The 24,305-nt window shown below is 40.1% G+C and carries 13 protein-coding genes and 1 tRNA gene; 6 read left to right on the forward strand and 8 right to left on the reverse strand.

All coding sequences use genetic code 11. The features are described 5' to 3' along the window. Positions 1-61 precede the first annotated feature (61 nt). A tRNA-Arg gene (locus AC2SLN_RS04300) sits at positions 62-137 on the reverse strand. Between the two features lie 745 nt (positions 138-882). On the opposite strand from AC2SLN_RS04300, the gene AC2SLN_RS04305 reads away from it, so the two are divergent. The 3 genes from AC2SLN_RS04305 to recD all read left to right on the forward strand — a co-directional run bounded on the left by AC2SLN_RS04305 (position 883) and on the right by recD (position 12,611). Next, on the forward strand, positions 883-5,544 hold the full coding sequence (locus AC2SLN_RS04305; RefSeq protein WP_486548347.1) for an exodeoxyribonuclease V subunit gamma: 4,662 nt from the start codon (positions 883-885) through the stop codon (positions 5,542-5,544). 109 nt (positions 5,545-5,653) lie between these two features. Next, entirely contained in the window at positions 5,654-10,195 is a 4,542-nt protein-coding gene (locus AC2SLN_RS04310) for a UvrD-helicase domain-containing protein (protein WP_486548348.1), read from the forward strand. A 115-nt stretch (positions 10,196-10,310) separates the two neighbouring features. After that, entirely contained in the window at positions 10,311-12,611 is a 2,301-nt protein-coding gene (recD, locus tag AC2SLN_RS04315; protein WP_486548349.1) for an exodeoxyribonuclease V subunit alpha, read from the forward strand. A gap of 102 nt (positions 12,612-12,713) precedes the next feature. Here recD and AC2SLN_RS04320 read toward each other — a convergent pair whose 3' ends face one another. Together AC2SLN_RS04320 and AC2SLN_RS04325 are read right to left on the reverse strand one after the other, a co-directional pair. Continuing rightward, positions 12,714-13,277, reverse strand: a complete 564-nt coding sequence (locus tag AC2SLN_RS04320) for a hypoxanthine-guanine phosphoribosyltransferase (protein ID WP_486548350.1) — start codon at positions 13,275-13,277, stop codon at positions 12,714-12,716. 109 nt (positions 13,278-13,386) lie between these two features. Next, the gene (locus tag AC2SLN_RS04325) at positions 13,387-14,055 is read right to left on the reverse strand and encodes a hypothetical protein (RefSeq protein WP_486548351.1); all 669 of its coding nucleotides are present in this window, start codon (positions 14,053-14,055) and stop codon (positions 13,387-13,389) included. Positions 14,056-14,395: 340 nt separating this feature from the next. On the opposite strand from AC2SLN_RS04325, the gene AC2SLN_RS04330 reads away from it, so the two are divergent. The 3 genes from AC2SLN_RS04330 (at position 14,396) to AC2SLN_RS04340 (ending at position 17,565) form a co-directional block, all read left to right on the forward strand. After that, on the forward strand, positions 14,396-16,072 hold the full coding sequence (locus tag AC2SLN_RS04330; RefSeq protein WP_486548352.1) for a carbon starvation CstA family protein: 1,677 nt from the start codon (positions 14,396-14,398) through the stop codon (positions 16,070-16,072). 125 nt (positions 16,073-16,197) lie between these two features. Next, complete coding sequence (locus tag AC2SLN_RS04335; protein ID WP_486548353.1) at positions 16,198-16,482, forward strand: cory-CC-star protein; 285 nt, start codon at positions 16,198-16,200, stop codon at positions 16,480-16,482. A gap of 78 nt (positions 16,483-16,560) precedes the next feature. Then, the gene (locus AC2SLN_RS04340; RefSeq protein WP_486548354.1) at positions 16,561-17,565 is read left to right on the forward strand and encodes an ArsA family ATPase; all 1,005 of its coding nucleotides are present in this window, start codon (positions 16,561-16,563) and stop codon (positions 17,563-17,565) included. 134 nt (positions 17,566-17,699) lie between these two features. Here the strand turns inward: AC2SLN_RS04340 and AC2SLN_RS04345 are convergent, their stop codons facing one another. From AC2SLN_RS04345 to AC2SLN_RS04365, 5 genes are all read right to left on the reverse strand, one after another. Continuing rightward, positions 17,700-19,358, reverse strand: a complete 1,659-nt coding sequence (locus AC2SLN_RS04345) for a GTPase/DUF3482 domain-containing protein (protein ID WP_486548355.1) — start codon at positions 19,356-19,358, stop codon at positions 17,700-17,702. 75 nt (positions 19,359-19,433) lie between these two features. Continuing rightward, positions 19,434-20,828 (reverse strand): DUF2868 domain-containing protein, encoded by a 1,395-nt coding sequence (locus AC2SLN_RS04350; protein WP_486548356.1) that lies wholly within the window; start codon positions 20,826-20,828, stop codon positions 19,434-19,436. A gap of 781 nt (positions 20,829-21,609) precedes the next feature. Beyond that, positions 21,610-21,954 (reverse strand): GNAT family N-acetyltransferase, encoded by a 345-nt coding sequence (locus AC2SLN_RS04355; RefSeq protein ID WP_486548357.1) that lies wholly within the window; start codon positions 21,952-21,954, stop codon positions 21,610-21,612. 11 nt (positions 21,955-21,965) lie between these two features. Then, on the reverse strand, positions 21,966-22,193 hold the full coding sequence (locus AC2SLN_RS04360) for a GNAT family N-acetyltransferase (RefSeq protein WP_486548358.1): 228 nt from the start codon (positions 22,191-22,193) through the stop codon (positions 21,966-21,968). Positions 22,194-22,251: 58 nt separating this feature from the next. After that, entirely contained in the window at positions 22,252-24,099 is a 1,848-nt protein-coding gene (locus AC2SLN_RS04365) for an ABC transporter ATP-binding protein (protein WP_486548359.1), read from the reverse strand. Between the last annotated feature and the right edge of the window lie 206 nt (positions 24,100-24,305).

The raw sequence follows: 24,305 nt of genomic DNA on the forward strand, positions 1-24,305 counted from the left end.
ATGCAAAAGCCTCACAGCATTTACGTTGTGAGGCTTTATGAAGTGTTGCGTTGTGCTAATTTGGTGCGCTTACAGGGACTCGAACCCCGATCGATCGCTTAGGAGGCGACTGCTCTGTCCTGTTGAGCTATAAGCGCATATGCTAAAGAATGGGTTATTATAACAGGATTGAACTTAAATAATTAGGGCGTGTCCTCATTTTGAAAATGCAGATAAAAATAAGATAAATCGCAGTCAGACAAGGAAAATAATGTCGTAAATATCGAGATATTTCCCCGTTATTTGACGTGGTATGACAGGATTTAGCTATTTTTAGCCCTTTTAAATACAATTGTACGAATTGAGGACACGCCCTAATAGAAATATCCCTTTAGAAACTTACTGTGCTTTAGCTTTTAATGGTTCTACTATAGGGGGTTCATCATCGGTCATGGTTGGTAAAGGGTGTGCTATAGAATTATTTTCAATTGCATAAAACTAAAGACTAAGCCGAGAAACACACACATTGAACTGACCGTTATTTTGACATAAAACGATAAGGGTTTATGGCGAGATGGCATAACAATATGGCATAACAATGCTCTAGTGGTGAGAGGTGACTGGTCGTGAAAGGTATTAGACTATAGGCAATTTAGTTGCTCGTTAGCTATTGTACCGTATTTTAGTTTAAATCGAAGCGTTGCTTTAAGCCCGTTATAGCACGATGTTTGACTGTGAAAGCCCGTGCTTAGAGTTTTTAGGCGACATTAATTGACGCCTGAGAATGTTATTTGCTTTTAAAGTATCCAGAATCAGTTATGCTTAGGGTATGTTGAACCATCAGATAAGTCCAATAATAACAACCAAAACCAATAGTTGCTGTGAGCAAAAGACTAAGTCCCTATGTTTAAAATTATTCAATCTCATCGAACTGAAAACCTCGTTAATCATTTACTTGTTGATTACCAGTCTAAAGATCAACCAGTGTTTGAACCTTTCATTGTCATTGTCCCCTCCATGGTATTGGGCGATTGGTTAGATAAAACGATTGCCAGTCGTGCTGGTATTAGTACGTTAGTACGTACTAAATTTTGGGGTCAATATCAGTGGACGCTGATGCAAGAGGTTTTAGAACGCCGCAATCGCTATTTGTTAGCTCAAAATCCTAACGCTAAAACGTTTGATGTACCTGAGGTAGCCGTTTTATCGCCGACGGTTATGCAGTGGCGACTGTTTGGTTATTTGACCAATTATCATCAACAGATTATTGCTAATGACAATCATCCACTACACCCTGTATTAATCTCGTTAATTGAATCGATTGAAGATCAAAAAAATGGTCATCTTGATTCTGCACAAAAAGAGGCTCGACTTTGGCAACTGGCAAGTGATTTGGCACGAGTTTTTAACCGCTATTTAACCCACCGTGACGATTGGCTGGCGTTGTGGTCGCACGATAAGGTGCTTGATGTTAAACAGTTAATTAAAGAAAAAGACAGTTTATCACTTCGTTTTGATAAATACGCCCGGGGTACGCCTGAGTGGCTAGTTGAGCATTATGTTGAGTTAGAAGCGGCACAGCGCACTCTTTGGAAAAATTTATTTGCTGATGTGCATCTGTATCGGGTTGCGCTTGAAAGAGTGTTTTGGGAGGCGCTTGAGAGTAATAAGGCCAATGAGCGTGATCAGCTGCCAAAAGTGTTGCGTATTTTTACGATTCAGCAGTTGCCGCAAACGGAGCTGGACTTTTTACAGCGTCTGTCTAAATACATGGACATCACACTACTGCACTATAACCCCTCTAAGCTGTTTTGGGCAGATATTGTCGATAAGTCTTGGTTACAGAGACAGCAAATTATCAACCCTGAAAGTGTTTTCTTAAGAGATTATGGGCACAGTTTGCTATCACGGCTTGGCAAGCAGTCGCGTGATACCTTTGCCATGCTTGCTAACCTGTCGGGTAACGATGATTATCTAGACGATCGGGTAGAGTGGTTTGACAACTTCGAGGACGATTTTCTTGATAGCAATAACTCTAAGGTTAATGGGTTTGAAGCTTCGATAGAAAAGGAAGATGACCGAGAAGCTTATTCAACAGAAAAAGACCAAGCAACCCTTAAACCAGATCAACCAGATCAAAGTAATAGTACCCATCAAGCGCCGAGCTTATTGCGTAAGTTGCAAAATGATGTGTTGATGCTCGATGAGCAGTCGACGCAAGAAGCAACGGCGGCCAAAGTATCCAAAGATCTTGGTGAGCAAATTGAGCTTGGTCTAGAAACTGGAGGTAACCCTTATGCGGATGATGTATTAGAAAATAAGTATTATCAAAAGCAGCGCAGTTGGGAAATATCATTACGTGATAATAGCCTAAGCATTCATTCTTGCTATAGTTTACAGCGTCAACTTGAAGTACTACGTATTATGATTGGCCGTTGGTTAAACGAGCCTATTAAGAAGGGCGAAAAGAAACGGCATGTATCGGATATCGTGGTGTTATTGCCTGATGTTGAGCGTCATCATACCCTAATTAGATCTATCTTCGTGAATGGAAAAGGGCAAGATGGATTAACTTTGCCAGCTAAGGTAACGGGTGTGGTTGATGCTGAAATTAAACAACTGTGGGAAGCAGTGCTTGGGTTTTATAAATTACTCGGTAGCGAAAGCGCCCGATTTGAGGCGGCTGAAGTACTTGATTGGTTGATGCTACCACCCTTATATGAAAACTTTAGCCTAACGCATGAGCAAATGAGCCGAGGCTGTGATTTACTAATTGAAGCTGGATTTATACGTGGTTTTGATGAGGTGCATCTTAAACAAACCTTAGATAGCAATGACTACGATTATCGATTTACCTTTGCTCAAGCATTAGATCGTTTAGTATTGGGATTGATCATGCCAGAGGCAGGCTTGACCGATTGTTTGTATCCGCTAGATCAAGATGAATGGCCTGATAGTGCACTACCCGAAAAGAGCTTACCCCTGTCACAAGTAAGCTTAAATGATGCGCCAATTATTGAAGCACTTTGCCGAATATATTCAGGTCTGGTAGAAAGGCGCTATGATCATCAAAAGAGTATGAAAGCAGAAGACTGGCTAGATCAGATTGAGACTCAAGTAATTCATCGCTACTTTGCGGATGTGGATCAATCTCGTAGTATGCGAGCGATTTATAATGCCATGAATGGCTTTAAATCCAGTTTGCGTGCCAATCGCCATTATAGTCAATATACCAATGACCATCAGGCACGACGTGAAATGAATAAAGCCCTGCATAATGTGGAAGAGTTACCCCTTAAATTAAGCTTTATGTTAGACAGTATCGAGGCCGAGCTTGAAAGTCAGCAAGTTAGTGCTGAGCCAACTGGGGTAATTACCTTTGGCCGCTTTGGTGCCTTACGAAACGTGCCGTTTGAGCTGGTTGTGATGCTCAACATGAATCTATCTGAATTTCCTAATCAAGATAGAGACAACCGTTATGACTTGATGAAAGCCACCATATCACGCCGTGGTGATAGGGTCAGTGAAGATGATGATAATGGTGCATTTTTGGATGCTTTATTATGCGCGCGCAGTGCCTGCTGGATTTTTTATAACGGCCAAAGTCTGACCGATACGCATGAGCATCTTCCCGCCAACCCAGTAAGTGAGTTGCTGCAATTCTTACAAGGAGAGGTGCAGTGGCAGGTTAGGTCACTTGAAAACATGCCGAAAGATATTAACCCCGATGCAGAAAGTGTGAAACGTCAACTGCCAAATTTGATTAAGCAGTGGCTGGTCACTGAGCACCCTGCGTTACCGTTTGATAAGTGTTTATTCGAGACTGAGACTAACATTGACACCAAAACGCCAGACAGCCTGTCAACTGGCAAGGTAGACAGTCAAGAGAATGACACTTCAACGTCTCATGCCAATCTAGCTGAGCAAGCTAATAATGAGCAGGACTTGCTAGAAGTGCAGTTAAACAAAGCCATGAGTAAGACCAAACTTGCTCAGCAACAGCAATTTCCACCAGCGCCGTTATGGCAAGCGGTATTTGATACGCTAAATAGCCATCATCAGACTGAGGATGTGCTACCCCGTGTGTCGTTGCCAACTAAAGAACAATATCAAACGATGGCGAAGATCTTAGGGGCTCAAGCAATAGCTGAGCCAGCATCAGAAAAACATTCGATATCGCCAGACAAACCGTCAGATGCACCCACTAACAATGGACTTGGCAGGCTGGGCAGTATTGGTGATAAAGGTATTGAGTTGCTAATCAATATGCTGAATCTTGATTATAAAGAGGATGCCGAAGCAAAAACGGCACTGAAGCAAGCAATATTTAATATCGAAGAGATTGATATTGAGGGTGCATTAACTTACCAAGTGCGCCACCCTGCCAAGGCATTTTTACGCACTCAGCAAGTACATATTGTGCAAGGTGAGGCATCAATTGCCAGTCAAGAGCCTCTATTTTTAGACAGTTTGTCAACGTATCAGATTAACGATCACTTGATTAATAAACTGGCAGCTGACAATAAAGCGGATGCCAATATAAGTGAAGAGGTGCATGAGGATGAGGAACATTTAATCTATCAAAAGATTATGCCAGCGGGTGTGGCACGTCAAACCACGCTGTCTAATCAACAGCAAAAGCTACTGCATAAATGTGAAGAATTTAAAGAGCAACTGATTAAAAATGAATCAGAAGCGCAGCCACTGATTGAGCATATCAAATCAATAGATCATCCGTTTTTATTAACCCCTACCAAAGAAGAGCCGGTACGACTTGATATAAGACAGCTGTTTGACTTTAAAGGGCATTCTAAACAAGACTCTGAATTAAGTATCGCAAAAGATACGGAAAACTGGCTATCTGTATTACCTAATATCATAAAGATTAAAGGTAAAGTGCCTGTTTCAATGAGTTCTGCTAATGAGGTTGGTAATAGCGCCCCAGACTCAGGCAGTACTAATGACAATAATAATAGTGACAAGACAGCCAAGCCCTATGCCGAGCAGTCGCCAAGATACTGGCTTAATATTTTATCGAGCTCTGCTAGTCCTCAGCATTTATTGAAATTTTGGTTGTCGCATCTGTATTGGCAGGTTGCCAGACGCACCACCGCTGAGCAAGTGGCGCTGCATGATGGCGTTAGCCTATGGTGTTACAATAAATCTCGTCCTCAAGTGTCAGAGTATAAAGATATCGTCGCTTTTAAGCTTGAGCCGATTGAATATAAGCAAGCGGCGATTGAGCTGATTAAATGGGCAGTATTTGGCAATCTTGTCGGTCAAGTGCCTATCACGTTATTACCAGATTATGCGTTGCAATATGTCTCTAAAGTGCACACCGAGCAGGATAAAGGCCTCAACTACTGGCCGAAACGTTCTGACTTTTCATCGTGGTTTGCGCCAGGTTTTCATAGTGACATGATTTATGACAATTGCGTACAACATGCCATTTGGCAGTACGTACTACGTGATGAGGATAAGTACAAGGCGCTCACTACAGGCTTAATAAACCTAGCACAGCCCTTGTATGAGCCTATGTATGCGTCACTCATTAAGATTAAATAGTTTGAGTATCGTGCTGGCATCATTTATTTCATAGGGTAGTTTTAATCCACCTCTAAATAATATCTAGATAACGACATCCTTATAAAGACAATAATAAGCGTATAGCGATATGACACCAGTCAATATGACACCAGATAATATGAATAATACCGTAATGGATGAAGATCAAACTCACGAGCAGGCGACTAAAGAAATCATACCTGCTGTTGACGTTGATTTAACAGGCAAGCACTTGATTGAAGCCTCTGCGGGCACAGGTAAAACGTGGACGCTCACTGGGATTGTATTACGCTTACTTATTGAAGCGCGCCGTTCTCCTGAACAGATTATTGCCACGACGTTTACTCGTGCGGCGGCAGCTGAGATGCGTCAGCGTATTCATGATCGTTTGGTAGAGTTTTATCAGCTTTTACAGTGGGTAAACGTGCTTAGGGGTAACCCTGAGAATAAAGAGTTTCTTTATCCAAAAGGTTTGGTTATTGAGCCCGATTCAAAGACCAAGAACAAGACGGATAAAGAGAAGAAGGATAAACACAACGAAAATAAGAGCAACTTAGATTTATTTGCTGCTGATACTCTAAATCAAGATGATGAGAGTGCTTATAAGCTTAACAATGAGCAGCGCCAAGTTTTGGTTAAAAAACGTGTGAAGTGGCTAACAGATCAAGCCAATCACGCCCACTATGACAAGCTTATAGGCGACCCAGTTAACCTTCATTTAGTGCAATATCTATTAGATCATGTATATACCTATCAGCTATCTGAGGCTATTCGACGTACCGCTTTGGTATTAACAACGCTAGATAAGCTGTTTATTGGCACTCTTGATAGCTTGGCACAAAAATGGCTAACAGAATATAGTAGTGAAACCGGCCATCAGTTGGGCATGGCAATTATTGAAGATCACAGCATTGAGCAAGTGACGGACAGTATTATCCATGATGAACTGCGCCAGTTTCAAAGTCGTTTGTACTATGAGCAGCCTAAGCTATACGACTTACTGGAGCAACAAGGTAAGTTAACCGATGTTGAAGATCATCGAGGGCATGTCAGAGTCTCATTAAACTTTATTTCAGCGCCTATTGATGAAGTACAAGCGAGTAATTTTTCTCTTGAAGGGTATGAACGACTCATTAAAAAAATAATTAGGAATAGTGATGAGTTAGATGTTTTTTTTAAACCAGATGGTGAGTACTATGATGCCCCTAAAGGACAGCTGCTTAATAACAGAGATTCTTGGCCAAAGATTATTCAAGCACTAGAGGTTTATGGTGCATCAGCTTATAAGTTCATATCTAGTAATAAAGTCGATACTGGAAAACTAATTGAAGCGTTTCAAAAGACAGATGATATAGGGAAACAATTCTATAAGACAAAAGATATGGAGCGAATTAATTATCATTTTAATGAGCTGTCAGTTGTTCAGGATTTTAAACGCTATATCGAAGAAAGTAAAAAGCTCGATGATTATGTTACTTCAGTATTAGCCAACTTGAATCGCCACATTGTACTTGCTGTACGTGAAAAACTACCCATTATCTTAGAAGAGCGCTCACAGACGACATTTAGCTTACAAATGGTGCGATTAAACCAAGCATTAAGTGGTAAGCAAGGCGATAAGCTGGCACGTTATATCCGTCACCATTATCCTGTGGCACTTATCGATGAATCACAAGATATCAACGGTGAACAGGCAATGATGATTCAAAACATCTATTTGCCAAATAACAGTAAGAACAAAGAGCGCTCCAATCATGAATTCTTACTGTTAGTGGGTGATCCAAAGCAGGCTATTTATGGATTCCGTGGTGGTGACGTTGCTAACTATAATTTTATGAAACGTCAGTTCGATGACAAGCATATTTGGACACTGGATATTAACCGCCGTTCCAATGCTGGCGTGATCAATGCGCTGAACCATTGGTTTAGTATGCCCACCCGTACCTCAAATAAGCAAAATAGACTAGCAGGACTGGGCGACAATATTTTTTATCAATATATTGAAGCAGCTAATCCTGATGCCAAGCTCTCATGGTTGCAACCACAGGAGCTATCCCAAAAAGAACAGCAATTGGCACCCACCACAGACACTCTGTATCAACAAGTGCTGCCTAATCGTGCCGTTAGTGTTATCAACCTGCCTTATAATACCGATGCTGAGTACAATGAGCATGAAACAACAGCACGACATATTGCGGCAATTCTAAAGAGCGGTCAGAGCTTGGATGGCAGGCCAATCCAGCCCAGTGACATCGGTGTTCTGGCACGAGTAAAAAATGACTTAAAGCAAGTAGAAGATGAGCTAGTTAAGCTTAAGATACCCACATTAACCACTAGCGATGTGAGTATCTTTGAAACGGTTATCGCAGAAGATGTGGCGGCCGTACTGAGTGCGATGCTACAGCCTTACAAGCACGATATGATTAATAGGGTTTTGACCAGTCATTTATATGGGCTAAATATTCAGCAAGCCAAAGCAATGATGATAGACCATGAGACAGGTGTGACAGAAGCAGACGAATATATATCAACTGCTTCTGCCACTAGATTGGGTAAAGCGAACTCTAACCATAAAGACAGTCGCAATAAAAAAAGCGACAAAAAAAGCTACCAAGATTTTATTACCTATCTGAAAGAAGGCGCTGAGCGTTGGCAACGCTACGGCATATTATCTGCTTTACACTACTTGTTTAAAGCCAGTCCTTTTCAGCCTCAAGGTGTTTGGCAGACACTGGCGATGCACAAAGACGGTGAACGTCATATCATGGATTTACGTCATGTGATGGACGTGTTAGCCGAGTACAGTATTGGAATGGGTGAATACGAGTTGCTCGCATGGTTTAAGCAAAATATTGAAGATGCGCCAAATAGTGAGTGGGCGAAACAATATCCGCTACCCACTGAGTCTGGGGTGCAGTTGATGACCATTCATAAGTCAAAAGGCTTGGAGTTCCCGATCGTTTATGTGCTGGGTATGGATTCGGCCAGTCGTAAGTCAGGTAATCGTGAAGACTACGGCTTATATTTGTACAACGTTGAACAGGATAAGGCGCAGGTAAACAATGAACGGTTAGAGACTAATAGCAATTTAAACAGCTTTAGTAACGACTCTAATAGCAATCCTAGTAACAATCCTCCTAACAAAACAGGTGCTCAACGCCGTTTCTCTCCTGTGAAGGGCACAGCCGTGGATAAAGAGCACTATACCGATCTTGAAACGAAAGAAAACTTTGACGAGCGCAAGCGTTTGGGCTATGTGGCTTTTACCCGAGCCAGTGAGCAACTGTACATTGTACTTAGCGACCCTAAAGATAAAAGGGATGAGAAATTTAAGCCTGTTAATTTTTGGTTCGATACTGGTTTGAAAGAATACCATCTGCCTGACAGATTAAAAGGTATTGTTGGCTACTTACCAGGCGTTCAAATAACTGAGTTTTATGATACTTATTATGCGAAAAGCACGGCTCATTTTGCTGAGCTAGAATCTGATAGAGTTAGAAAAGAACCTATCAAATATGATGCGTTTGATAAGGTAATGAAAAACACCTATTTTTATGGCTGGGCTAAGACCAGCTTTACTGCGCTGGCACGTCAATTAGATGAGTCTACGCAAGCAATGGCTATAGTTGATGAGCGTATCGATGATGCGATTGACTTAAACCTGTCGCAATCAGGTTCCTTAGAGAGTGTTTTTTTTAATGAAGAAGACGCCTCAATAACGGTTACAGACAACGAAAACGTTGAACATCTAAAACCAGACGATGATATACGCTTTACTTTTGTAAAAGGGGCAAATGCAGGAACGTTTTTGCACGAAATATATGAAAAAATTGATTTTAAAAATAAAACACAATGGACGCAAGTGATTGATCGAGCAGTCAGTAGTTATCAGTTACCGATGATTTATGCCAGTGTAGTACAGCAAGAGCGCCTTTTAAACCCTAAAGATAACCATGATACAGGCAATAAGTTAGATCAGCTTAAGCTTACCGCGGATAGTACTTATCATGACGCATTGATAAATTGGATAGAGGAGGTTTTACATACGCCTTTACTGGCCTCTAACCAAGCCTTAATCAATATTGAGCCTAATCAACGCTTTGCAGAGCTTGAATTTAATATGGGGCTATCTGATACCTTTAAGGCTCAAGATATTAATCAATTGTTTGAAAAATACGTACCAGATACAGACAAGTACATCAACCTATTGCCACAGAATCATGACCATATTTATCGCTACTTACGTGGTGAAATTGACTTAGTCTATGAGCATGCCGGTAAGTTTCATGTCGTGGATTATAAGAGTAACTTTTTAGGAAATAGCCTAAGCAAATATGATGAAAATTCCTTAAAGCAAGCCATGACTAAAGCAGGGTACTGGTTACAAGCCGCCATCTATCAAGTTGCTTTACATCGCTTCTTATCCATGAGGATTGAAAATTATGCAGGCAATGAAGCGCAATATTTAGCGCCAGTTGAGTATGTGTTTTTACGCGGTGTTTATGAGCTAGATAGTCAATGTGCTGATGAAACAAGTGATGTGAACCATTTATCCCAGAGTGCACATAATCGCTATGGTTTGGTGACATGGGATATACCCATAGCGTTTATTAAGGCGCTAGATGCACTATTTGGTCGACCAGCCCCTTAAATAAAATGTTAAATCTCTAATTACTAAATGGGTCAATGTTAACTATCACATAAAAAATATAAAGATTAAAGTCCTATAAATAATAGCTATAAAATCATCGCGAGAAACAATGATTATGAATAATAATAACACCAGTGTTGGATCCATTAGTCTGCAAGAAAGCTGGGCGACTCATATCAGTGATTATATCCTACAACGTCGTATGCAGACGCATTTGGCATATGTCAGTGCTGAAAAATCCAGCACGGTACAAGCTAGCCAAAAACCGTCGACCCAATCTGATGACTTATACAAACAAGAGGCGTTATTTTCAGCCTTTTTTATTCTATTAGCCAATCAGCTTGAAGAGGGACATACCGTTTTAACTTTAAGCCAAGCCAGCGACGAGAAACCTCTATCAGGTCAAATAAATAACCAACCGGCCGAGTTATATGATTGGCAAATCAAGGTATTAGAGTTGCTTGTTACACCGTTAATAGATTTTATTGACGTTGATGAAGACGTTGAAAGCAACGGGTTGTCTATATTCGATGTGCTCTCTGTCGTCTTTCATAAAAGAGAGCAGTTATGGTGGCAAGCATCGTTAAATGCAACGCAAAAGGAGTTGCTAAACGAGCGGTTACAGCTGGTTATTAATGTTTACGACAGTCTTTATTTATCAAGCTTAACAACACTGACTGAGCAACTCCAGAAGCATCCTTTATTTAACCAAGTAGGGTATGGTAATAGCAATCAATACAAAAATAGCCTAAGCAAATCAAAAGAAAAAAAATCTCCAATTACTTTCCATCTTAGTATTAAACAAGATACAGCCAAACAAAAAAGTAAGAAAAAAAGCAACCCAGATAATCACATGATAATTACCTTATGGTTACATCGTGCATGGCAAGCTGAATACAATTTAGCAGAAAAAATAAAGCAGATTTTGCATAACCCCATCAATTCGCTCAATATAAAACTAACGGACAACCTCAATGAACAACAGGTAAATGCCATTAAAGTCGCTAATAACAATGCTTTTAGTATTATTACGGGTGGCCCAGGCACAGGTAAAACCTATACCGTTGCCCAGCTGGTTATGGCCTTACAACAAGCACAAGAAAATGATGAGCAAGAGGGTAGTGAAGATAATAATGAGCATATTAGATTTAGTACCGACAGTGCCCGCTTAGCATTAGCAGCCCCTACTGGAAAGGCTGCCCAACGCATGCAAGAATCACTGCAAGTGGCATTAGCTTCAGCTAGCGTCGATATACAGCTTCAAGAAGCGAAGACTATTCATCGCTTACTGGGTATTGGCCGTGCGGGTAAGCCTCGTTATAATGCCGATAATCAATTAGGTGAGGATATCATCATCATCGATGAGGCGTCTATGCTTGGGGTAGAGTTGGCTAATTATTTGGTCAGTGCTGTTAAGCCAGGTGCGCGTCTTATCTTATTAGGAGATGCCAATCAGCTGGCAGCAGTTGATGCAGGGGCGGTATTGGCCGACTTATGTCGTATACCATTATTATCGCAAATTCATGCTGAACTCACTGAGAGTCGCCGATTTAGTAAACACTCTGGCATCGGTAAGCTTGCGTATGAAATCAACCAAGGTAGTGTCAATCATACCGCGATATGGCAGCTATTAAGAGAGGATGATGCACTTAATTTTAATAATATCAGTTTTGACAATATTCAAGCATATAACAACGATACTTTGAGTCAAACAGCGAATGATCACATAGTAGCAAAAGATAAGATAATAAATAGCCTAAGCAATAAAAAACAACGTCAAAAAATCGCCAATTTCTACCAGAACTACGTAAATAAAACTAAAACATTACTAAAAAATCCAATAGCAACTTACCAACCAGATGATGTTAATGAGACCATCTCCGACTTAATGGCTGCTTTTAACGAATTTAGAGTATTAAGTGCAGGTCATCATGGAGAATGGGGAGACCATTACCTCAATAATTATCTTACTCAATGGCATACGACTGAGTTAAAATTACCGATTAGGCAAGACGTTTGGTATCACGGACGCCCTGTTATGGTATTACAAAACAACTATGAGCTTGGGCTCTTCAATGGTGATATTGGAATTTGCTTACAAACGGCAGGGCCGCAGGGTAGGTTAGAGGTGTTTTTTGAAAATAAAACGCAAGGCATTGCCATAAATTTGCTCAATGAAGAGCTGATCGCTACTGCGTATGCCATGACCATTCATAAGTCGCAAGGTTCTGAGTTTGATCATGTGGCGATTACTCTTGATAACAGCCATACTAGATTGCTGAGTAAAGAGCTTATTTATACTGCCGTTACTCGAGCCAAAAAACAGGTAACTATTTTTAGCTCAAAGCAGAGTTTAGAAAAGGCGGTTGCGACTCCTACTCAAAGGCACACCGGATTGGCATTACAATTTGATTAAACAAACAACAATCAATCAATAATCATTAAAAAAGGCATCCTTTGATGCCTTAAAACTATAAACTATAAATAATCAAAACGTTAAATGAGCCACAATAAACAATTATAGTTTATCTTCTTTAATGGCGTAGATACCTGGCAGATGACGTAAATAGCCATGAAAATCCATACCACAGCCATAGACATAGCGATCAGCAACATCTAAACCAATAAAATCAACTTCAAAGTCTTTAACTTTACGATCATGTACCTTATTTAATAGCACACAGCAATCAATTGACGCAGGGTTCTCTTTAGCTAATGCGTCTACAATTTGTTTTAAGGTAATGCCTTCATCAAATATATCGTCAATAAGCAAAACATGTTCACCTTCAACACTCACATCAGGCTTATACTTCCATATCAACTCATTCGTACCTTCATTTGCACGGTAACGAGTGGCATGTAAATAGTGCATACGATGATAGAATGTCAAATGAGTCAACAGTTGACCAGCAGGTATCAAGCCACCATTCATCACAACCATGACAATCGGGTTTAAACCTGCGTAATGCAAATTAAGTGTTGCCGCCAGACGCTCATATGCAGCGGATACCTCAATACTACTAATCAGACACTCTGAATTGCGTAATGTTTGTTCGATTTCTTGATTGCTGATTTGACTCATAATAAATACACTTAGATAAATTTTTATTCTAACAGAAGTCTTTTTATTCAGCCAACCATGATAGAACTATTTTACTTAAAAAACCAAATAAAGCTTAGTCAAGCTCCAGTTATTCGGGTTTCTCAATGATAAAAGGTCGATAAAATCGAATAAGTCTAGTTAATGCCTCATCGTCAAGCTGAGGAAATAATTTATTTACCGCCATCTCGATGCCTTTACTGATGCCTGCATAAGCTAAAGGTACTGATTTTCTTTTGATGATGCCTAGAGGTAGGGTTTCTGAGAATCTTGAGATGAAGTGTTCAAGTACTACATTATTCAAGGTTATTAGGGCTTTACTTAGCTGTACTCTATCAACTTTATCATTACTTGCTTTTGCAAAGGCCTCAGTTATTGGCTGGGCGACGTCAGGGGTAAGTTGACAGCCAACACGCCTGACACCCTTATTATCGATAAATACCGTCTCGTCGCGCAAGTAATAAATATTTGGCAGTACTTCAGCATTTTTATCTTTGCCTAAGAGCAAATTTAGCATGGTTTCAGTAGAGCTTTCTATCGTATTAACCACTTTTTTCATAGCGGCCTTACGCTCTTCATTAGGTATAATATCAATAATTTCGACCAGTAAATTTTCGATAAGCTCCCGGCCTATTTGTTTCGCAGTTTTGTTTCTTAAAATGTAGTAGGGTTGATCACTCTCAGTATCAAGTAGCTCTAAAACGTCATCAAGCATCTTTGATAGTTTTTCAGAGGGTTCAAAGCCAAAGTAATACGACATCATGACTCCTTCAGAAGTAATATTTTTAATAAATCGATAAAAGGTGGTTAAAAGTTATTAATACCCTTGAGGTAAATATGTTATAAAACACTTGCCATAATTTGTATATAAGTTTAATTTTACTGAAAAGCAGTTTATAACTGCACTTATAACTTTATCAATATTATCTTAACTCTATTATTGATATAAAAACAAATACGGGTTACTTTTAGCTTAATAAAATGTATTAATTTTAAAAGTAGTAACTTTAACAACAGTTCTTTAAAAAAAGCTCTTAAAAAAAACAGCTCTTTTATAAAAAAATCTATCTTTGAGGAGATTATCATGAAAGGAGATTATCATGAATAGTGCCGTAGTACTATTATTTGGTGTACTGGCCATGTTGTGTGGCTATTTATTTTATTCTAAATATATTGCAAAACATATTTTAGGGTTAGATGATTCTATCGTAACACCCGCTCATACAATGAAAGACGGTGTGGACTATGTGCCTACTAACAAATATGTGTTATGGGGGCATCATTTTACATCGGTAGCTGGTGCAGCGCCTATAATTGGTCCTGCGATAGCCGTAATATGGGGATGGGTGCCTGCCGTTCTTTGGGTCGTATTAGGTACTATTTTTATGGCTGGTGTCCATGACATGTCTGCCGTTTGGGCAAGTGTGCGTAATAAAGGCCAGTCTATTGGTTCTATTGCAGGTTCAGTCATGGGTGGACGAGTACGGACACTTATGATGGTAGTCATATTCCTGCTGTTACTCATGGTTAATGCGGTATTTGCTGTCGTTATAGCTAATATGATGATTAAAACACCCTCGGCAGTTATCCCAGTATGGGGGGCATTAGTCGTTGCGGCTATTATCGGCCAGTGTATTTATCGATTTAAAATGAGCTTACCAATCGTCTCTATTTTAGGAGTCATTGCTCTTTATTCGTTAATTTATCTTGGCACATTGTATCCAATCGTATTACCAGAGACGGTATTGGGGCTTCCAGATAACGCCATATGGATTATTATTTTATTCGTCTATGCTGCGGTAGCGTCTCTGCTTCCAGTATGGATGTTACTACAACCGCGTGACTATATTAATGGCTTACAGCTTTTTATTGGTTTGATCTTATTGTATGGCGCTGTACTTCTGGCCACACCTGATATTGTTGCGCCTGCTATTAACCACAATATGCCAGCAGGCTCTCCTTCTATGTTACCCCTACTGTTTGTGACAGTCGCATGTGGCGCCATTTCAGGCTTCCACGGACTGGTCTCTACGGGTACCACCTCAAAACAAATCGACAAAGAAGAAGATATAAGATTTGTTGGTTACTTTGGTGCTGTAGGTGAGGGTTTGCTAGCACTTGGCGCGATTTTAGCGGCTACGGCAGGTTTTGCGACCTTAGGAGACTGGGAAGCCGTATATCAAAAATTCGGCGACGGTTCAGTGGGTGCATTCATTGATGGTGGTGCCACTATTCTTAATGCTGGCGTAGGTATTGAGATTGTATTATCGCAAACTATTCTAACCGTTATGGCGGCTTTATTCGCAGGTACAACAATGGATACGGGTGTACGTCTTCAACGTTATATTTTCCAAGAGTTTGGAGAGGTATATAACTTACCCGCATTGAGAAAAGGCAGTATTGCGACTCTATTGGCAGTGGGCACCTGTTTATTACTTGCATTCGGTGCTGGCGGTATTGATGGTTCTGGCGGTATGTTGATTTGGCCTTTGTTTGGTACCACTAACCAGTTGATGGCCGCTTTAACATTGATGGTTGTTACTGTTATCTTATTAAGAAAGGGAAAGGCTGTCTGGTATACTTTAGCTCCTTTATCCTTCTTATTAGTGATGGCAATATTTGCTTTGATATTACAGCTAAAGACTTTTTATCAAGATGGCAACTGGTTGCTTATCATCATGGATATTATTATTTTAATAGCCACAATTATGGTAACTTTCGAAAGCTTTTCGGTGTTACGCCGCGAATGGAATCAACATAAAGGGATTGCCAAATAATCAATTTTTAATTTGGTTTTAAAATAAAAACGCTGGCAATTGCTGGCGTTTTTTTGAGCATATTAGAGTTAGGCTGAAATAAAGATTTCAAGTAAACATATGGGCTATATAAATGAGGAAATCCTATGGCTAATGATACATCTGACACATCCGATACATCAACTTGGCGACGTTTTTTGGACGGTTTAAATGAATTTTATCACGCACCATACCGTCAAACATTAGCAAGAGCGGCACGAGAAGAAGAAGATTTATTTATGCTGCTCCTGTTTTCAGAGAGCTTGGGCATAGATAATCCCGCTAGCTTTTACACGCTTGAGTTACAACCTATATTTTTAGAAAAATTTCATGATTGGCATATTAGAATGGGAATGCCGCGCTGCCCATTACAACATGGGGGCTGCTGCTGAAATTTATTGCTAATGTATCTTTTGGGAATTAAATACTTTATTTAGTTTTCTACCTTCTTTCATTTCAGGTATTCATATATGCAGTCATTATCTTTATTAGTGAAGCAACTGGTGCATATGCCAGTCATATTCGTTGGTGGTAAAGGTGGGGTGGGTAAAACGACCACAGCAGCAGCTTTAGCAACTCAATTTGCCGCGCAAGGCGACAAGACATTAATCATTTCAACCGACCCTGCCCATAGCTTAGGTGATGTCTTTAATCATAAGCTGAGTAACACTACAACGTCCTTAAACCAGAATCTAGATGCTATTGAACTTAATCCAAATGAGATTATAGATAAACACTTTAAACAGGTTGAACGAACCATAAGCAGCTACGCAAATCCAGATATGATGCCTAAAATAAAAGAACATCTTAAGTTATCTAAAAGCGCACCTGGCGCACAAGAAGCAGCAATGCTGGAAGCAATTTGTACGCATTTAGTCGATGCAGTAGAGTCTGGATATTATAACCATGTTATATTCGATACCGCACCAACAGGGCATACGCTGCGCTTGCTCGTGCTACCTGAAATGATGGAAGCTTGGACAGACGGATTATTAACTCAGCAGCGTCGTCAAGCAAAGCTAAAAAGTGCTGCAGACAACTTAGCTCCGCATAAGCCAACTCTTGGTAAATCCAAATTAGCCAATCCATTTGCGGCCGCAAAACCTATGGACCGCTGGGAAAAAGCTGTTGAAGTCTTGAATAAACGTAAAGCTTTATTTGCGAAAACAGGCAAACTGCTGCACGCCAGCAATAAAACAGCTGTCGTCTTAGTGATGACGGCTGATAACCTGCCTATTGAGGAGACAAGAAGGGCAGTAAATCAGCTACAAGAAGCTAAATTAGCGCCAGCTGCTATTGTCATTAATCAGTTGATTAGCCCCAAACAAAGTGATGCTTTTTGGCAACAACGAGCCACACGCCAGCAAAAGTTACTTGGCGACATTGAGCAGCATTTTAACGACTACCCATTGTACGGTATTGAACTGCAACAAACTGATATTAGAGGGATTAACGAGTTGCAGGATTTGAATTAACAAGGTTTATACTTTTTTTAATTTCACTTTTTGTATTGCTATGCCAATTTTTAGATTTGCTATTAGCGGGGTTTTAGAATAGCGAGATATTGATAATACTCAGATAATAAAATTAAACCCGCTTAGGGTAACGTTTATTTTCGTTTAAGCTTACTCGATAACGACCATGAGGCATCAGCGCGCAATTGAGCAGCTTGTTCGCTGTTACTTTTACCTAAGCTACTCCATTGCGGCTTCCCACGTGCTTTTTTCAGCTCGGAGGGCAGCTTATGAGCCTCCCAAGGTGGGTTAGTGTGTTCTTGTAATTCTGCTACTGGGCTATCAGGTGTGGCAGCATGACCACGATGGCGTAGTGATGCTAGTAAGTCAACAGAACGGGTAGCTAATAGCGTTAAGGTAGCAGGGTCAATGTATAATCGTTTTACCCCTGTGATTTTATCAGCGATGCTACTGGTGTTCGACAGTAAACCACCCGCAATACCTCCAATCGCTGCCCCTAATCCCATGGTTGTTCCCAAGGCAGCGGCATCTATACCAAGCCCTAATAAAGCCCCTGCCGCTGCACCAGAAGTAGTCCGAATGCCGTAGCTTTTTAATAATTCAGGGTCAAAAGGGTCTTGCTGATATTCGTGCAGCTGTAGGGGCGTAACTACAGCAGTATTGTCATAAAATTTATAGAGATTCATAAGTTTGCTTTGCATAGCACGCTCTGATTGACGCACCGCTTCTTGCATTTCATTCAACACGGGTAATGGGTCGTCATCTTCATCAATTTCACGCACATAAGCAGCAACGTTAATTAAAAAGCCGGCAATAATAATGGTGGCTTGTTCATAAAGCTGTTCCCAATCGGCGCGTCGACGCTCAATCAATCTATGAAGTGTTTCAGGGTGAGTCAACATGGTGGCAAGATTCTGCCAGAGGGTCATTTCATCCTCAAACTCAAAAGCCACTGAATCAAAACGAGTGGATATATGCAGGTTACGACGTGCTAGCATGGTTTGCCACTCGGTAATATTAGCCTCTTGATCACTGGTAAAATTAAACACCGGCATCACTGGAATTGCTGCCCAAGATAAAATGGTCAACTCATCTTTATATTTACCGAGTAAAGGTTCGCGCGCATCGATCACATAAATAGCCAGATTGCTTGTCAGTAATTGCTTGATGACTTTGGCTTCTTGTGAATAATCATTATTAGCCGTCGTTAACGTCGCGCCATCTGATGTGCTTTTAGCAATGTCACTGGCTAAAAATAGTTGTAATCTGTCGATGCCATCGCGGCGACTGGCGGTATTGTCCTCCAGCCAGTCCATGACCCCTGAAGCATCTTCTAAGCCTGGGGTATCAAATAAAGCAACGAGCGTTTCGCCAGTCTGGCTATCACTAATTAGGGCGCGTTCAACATGACGGGTAGTGGCTGCTTCGTTTTGAACTTTACCAAAATACATATCACGGAGTAGGGTACGAAGAATGGAAGTTTTACCTGTATTGGTGTGACCTACCACAGCCAGCCTTAATGGCTCATCCTTGGCAAGCGTTGTTTTTGCTGTCTCCTTAATCATTTCTGACATACTTTTTTGATTACTGGTGGTATGAGTCTCGGCTATATTGGCTGTGTTATCCAGTACTAAAGCTTCAGTCATTGCGGTGCTGTGAGTAGCATCATTATTACTAGGAGCATTCGCATTACTATTACCGCTATTCTCTACTTGCTTTTGCGCTGTATCTTTTGCAAAGGCTTTATCGCTGAATAAACCACCAGATGGTTTATTATTAGTTTGATTCGTCATAGGTCTCTCAAGGTTTCAGTTATCAATGTAAATAAATCGCTTGAATCTTTTACCAGCCTAAATATTTTTCAATTTTTAAGACATTAAGCCAATATTACGCTCTGCCAGTGCAGTTTGCCATTGGTCACGGCGTAGTTTTTTGCTTTTTAACTTTCTTTCATAAAGGTCGCTGTTTTGAGTACTTTCGCTACTTTTTTTCATGTCGCTCCTTTCATTATTGGTGCTATCCTCATCTAACAATTGCACAATCAGACCTTGTTTGGCATGAGTGGCTATGTTATCTAGCTTACGCATCGTACCACGGTCAGGCAATGCTTGGGCATGTAGACCAAGTAACACTTGAACATCATTGTTATTCAAGTAATCAATCAATCTATCCATATCATCACGGGTGTCTACAATACCAAAGTTATGAACCTCGATACTGTCATCAAAGTGATACCAATTTTGGTTGGCATACGGATATTCAAGTAAGGCCACTAACTTTTTGCCTTTAGTGATTTTTGCAATGGGTGCTACTGGAACTACTTTTTCCTCAAAATCATCTGCATCAATTACTTTACGTTGCCAAAAGCTAATTATTTTTTGATAATAAGGCAAATTAATATCTAGTTTCATCTTCTTACGAGTAAACATCAGCGTACAAAATGCCCAAGCAATGGCTCTAGGCACAATGCCGTACATCAATAAACTACCCACCAATAAGCTTGCCCATTGGCGGGCAATACTGAGGGGCATAACTCCTGTAACCAGTCTACTTTGCACAACTGCATCGGCATCAGGTACATTAAAACCAACCAAACTGGGTAACCAGCCAAGCCAATGCGTTAAACTCATCAATGCCTCGTTTGAGAGTATGGTTGATTCCCAGCTAAAGCTATATTGACGCACAACCAGTAAAAATATAATCGCAAATAGCATACCAGTGAGGGTGGCAAGCCAAAGCTGATGGCTGAATTTGCTTAAATACCAGCGCATACCGGTATGCTGTAATTGGCGCTCGTACAAATTTACTGACGCTTGCGTAACATCATCCTTACCGCGTATCAATGCTTTTGGGCTAATAAAGCTCGAAAAAATACTGGGAGACTGATTGCCACGATTTATAATGGTTAAAACCAACCAGCCAAGCAGCATAAGTGTATGAAAGCCGAGCAGACATACCAAAACATAAAAGAAGTTAACCACATTGGCTTGTAGCAGGGTGAACAGACCTAGAAACCCTGAAATACACCACACAATGCTCAGTATCAAAATAATGCCTTTAATACGGCCATCTATCTTGCTGAGAGTACTATTTAAATTGCCATTACTATCAATACGCTGGGCACGCCTATGCAACTTTTCGATTGGCGAGCCCTCTTCATCCTGCATTTTTTCGGTAATCAGCAGTGGATCAGTGGCAAAAACATGGTTGTTTACTTCAAGCTCTCGCACCAGTTCGGTCAATTGGTCTTGTTTTGATAACATAGGTAGCGTTGTGTCCTATAGCATACATTGGTCATGAATTAGTTATGGTTTGTTTGTACTAGACTTTATCTTCACTGACAGTAACTTACATTTTATGGGTTAAAACGACCACATTATCGCTAAACTGGGTTTGATTTCCAGCGTATATACTTTTTTCATTCAAAATGATTCGCATACGGCGATAATTTATCTCATTTTTATTCTTATCCTCTAAATGAGGATAGTCTTTAGATGATATTGTACTTAAAATTAATTGATTTTGTTGTTTCAATATATTCTAAGGACAGGACGGTATATATGCTGAATGAATAGGGGTGGTAATCATTCAGTCAATAAGAACGTAAGGATTAACTTAGTCACTAAGATGATAACTAAGATGGTAACTAAGATGATAGTTAAGCAAAATGCTAGCCAAAAAGCGAGGCAAAGCGTAAACCAGACTCTAAACTATTCAGTAAACTAATTAAGTCAGCAAGCAAGCTAATTATTAAGCCAGTCAGCAATTAAGTCAGTATTCAAGGCAATGATTTGATCATTTTTGCTGTGGATTAGCCGTGACTTAAAAGGTATGTTGAGGGGGGTGAGATGATTGCTTTTTCTACCGCATTTTCCACTTAATCTTCTAACTTAATCTTCTATATTACCTCGAAGTAACTGGAAGTCTTGATTGGGAGAGGGGTTTAGCCCCGATTGTAGTAGATCTACTACAATCGGGGTTAGCTATAAACCATTAAGCCATTACATCTTCAAGAGTGAGTATGCGGTTAAGGTTTTATCTTGGTTATATTAACAAGTAGGCCAAACCAAAAATTATGGCAGCGGCTATGACATACAGTAAGGCGGTTAACGGCTTGAATTTATTTAATTGGGTCGTTTTGAGTTTGGTTTTGCGTTGTGCATCCAGCACCATATTGATATGTTCCAGCCCATCTTCAAGATAAGGGGCACCTTGAGTGACAAAACCCAAAGATTGATAAAATGCAATTAAGTAAGTCTGCGCCGAAATAAAAATGCTGTGTTTACGGTAGTGACGGCGACAATGTTGAATTGCCTCAGCCATAATTTGGCGTGCTAAGCCTTTACTGCGATGTTCCGGCAAGACTAAAACGCGACCAATAACCGCCATTGGCTTCTCATTCAAATCTTGTTTATGGGTGTACTGGGGGGGGGAATAATTCGGCAGTAGCCAATTAGTGACTTATCTTGATGCGCGACCAAGTGTAGAGAGTCGAAATCAACCTCATCAATATCTTGATAAACGCATTGCTGCTCAACAACAAATACTTGTGAGCGAGCCTGTAGAATATAATATAAATCAATGGTGGATAAGGCATCGAAATTTTTAATTGAAAAAATAATACTCATAAAATACATCTTAAAAGTTATTGCGATTTGAAAGATTTAAAGAGCAGTAGAATTTAATTTAAGTCTTTAAAGTTTGGCTAATTTTATCGAGATTTAAACTGTCGGACATGGCATTAAATATTTCATAATATTTACCACGTTGGGCGTATAAGGCTTCATGGGTACCCGTCTCCATGACACGTCCTTCCTCAATAACGACTAAATCGTCAGCATCAATAATTTGAGAGATATTATGTGACACAATAATCACCGTTCGATCTTTTTTAATTAAATCTAAACTTCTCTTGATTTGTTGGCTTGCTATGGCGTCTAGACTTGCGGTCGGCTCGTCTAAAAACACAATAGGCGGGTCTTTTAAAAACATACGTGCTAATGCGATGCGCTGCTGTTGACCACCTGATAGAGATTTGGCTTCACTATCGTACCCTTCAGGTAAGCCCATAATCTGTTCATGAATTGAGGCTTTTTTTGCAGCGGCTATAATCTGCTCATCAGTGGCATCCATATCACCATAGCTGATATTTTCTTTAATAGTTCCTGAGAATATATGGTTTTTTTGAAGTACCAAACCAATTTGCTCTCTTAAATCCTGAGTACTGTAATCTTCTAAATTGCGTCCATCTAGACAAATAGTACCGCTACTGGGTTCGTAAAATTTAACCAGTAAATTAATAATGGTGCTTTTACCAGCACCACTAAGACCAACTAAAGCGGTAATGCGGTTAGGGTGTATCTCAAAGCTAACATCATGTAGCGCTTGCTTACCGTTTGGATAACTAAAATCAACATGCTTGAGCTCAATGTGTCCCTGTAAATCTTTACAGGTTAGCTCGCCAGCTGTTTCAATTTGCTCGTCATCTTCAACAATTTCAAAAAAACCTTCTGCATAGGTTAGTGCGTTATTTATTTGGTCATAAATTCGGTGCATCTGGCGAATGGGCGCCGCGACGTTTTGAAATAGCATTACATGAAACATAATCATGCCAATGGTCATTTGATCATTTAATACAAAGTACGCGGTCAAAACAATAATGACGACCACCCCAATCTGCTCAATAAAGCTTTTAATCGCATCGTAAATAAATGCAATACTGCGGATTCGCAGCTGGTTTTCAGTCATATCCTTTTGAACGTCAAAATGCTTTTTTGACTCGATAGGCTCACGTACAAAGGATTTAATAACGGTAATGGAGTTAATCAATGAAATTATCATACCGCTTTTGGCTTCGCGGAACTGACGCATTTGGCGGCGAAAACCTTGTAACCGATTGGCCTGCTTTTGGCTGACATAGAAATATATAGGCACAATAATCAAACCGACCATGCCAACCCAAAAGTTGGCATTAAACATGATGACCAAAGAGACGATTGCCGTGGCAAATAATGGCAACATATCAATAAAAAAGTTTTGTACTAAGCTGGTTAAGCTGCTGACACCTAAGTCTATTCGGGTTTGCAGCTTACCGCTGTCATTCTGTTCACTGGTATAAAATGACATACGATAGGTCAATATACGGTCAACAACTCTTTGCGATAAATCTCGTGATAAGTTAATACGAATTCTTTCGCCAAAATAACGTTGACCAAAGGATATTCCAGCGTTCAATACCTCCTTTATTAAAAGCACCACACTTATTACAGTCAATAACTGTATACCTCTTGCCCAAGGGTCGGGGAGGCCGGCAATATCGGTTAACGTATCTACGGTGTATTTTAGGACGAACGCATTAACCTGAGCGGTAAATGACCCAAGAACGGTTAATATCAGAGTAAGAATAATAAGCGGTCGATATGGTTTTGCAAATCCGGCCAGTTTTTTTAATATCGACCATAGCAAAGCGCCCCTTTCAGTTTTTTTAGTAGGCGGCTTGTTATCAAGTGGAACACTACGTGGGGGAATGGTCATATTTTATCAATAATTTAATTACCAATTTTGGCGCTATGATTCGTCTTCATTGACAGCGATTTACATTTTATGGGTAGAGAAGGGCTAAACTTACTTCAAAATGTGTCTGATTTCTAGTTAATATACTACAATTTTCTTCAAGATCATTTGTGTTTGACCCTAATTTATTTTTCATTGTACCTTCATAATCTAAATGAGAACACCCT

Source organism: Psychrobacter sp. CX90 (genome assembly GCF_057396305.2).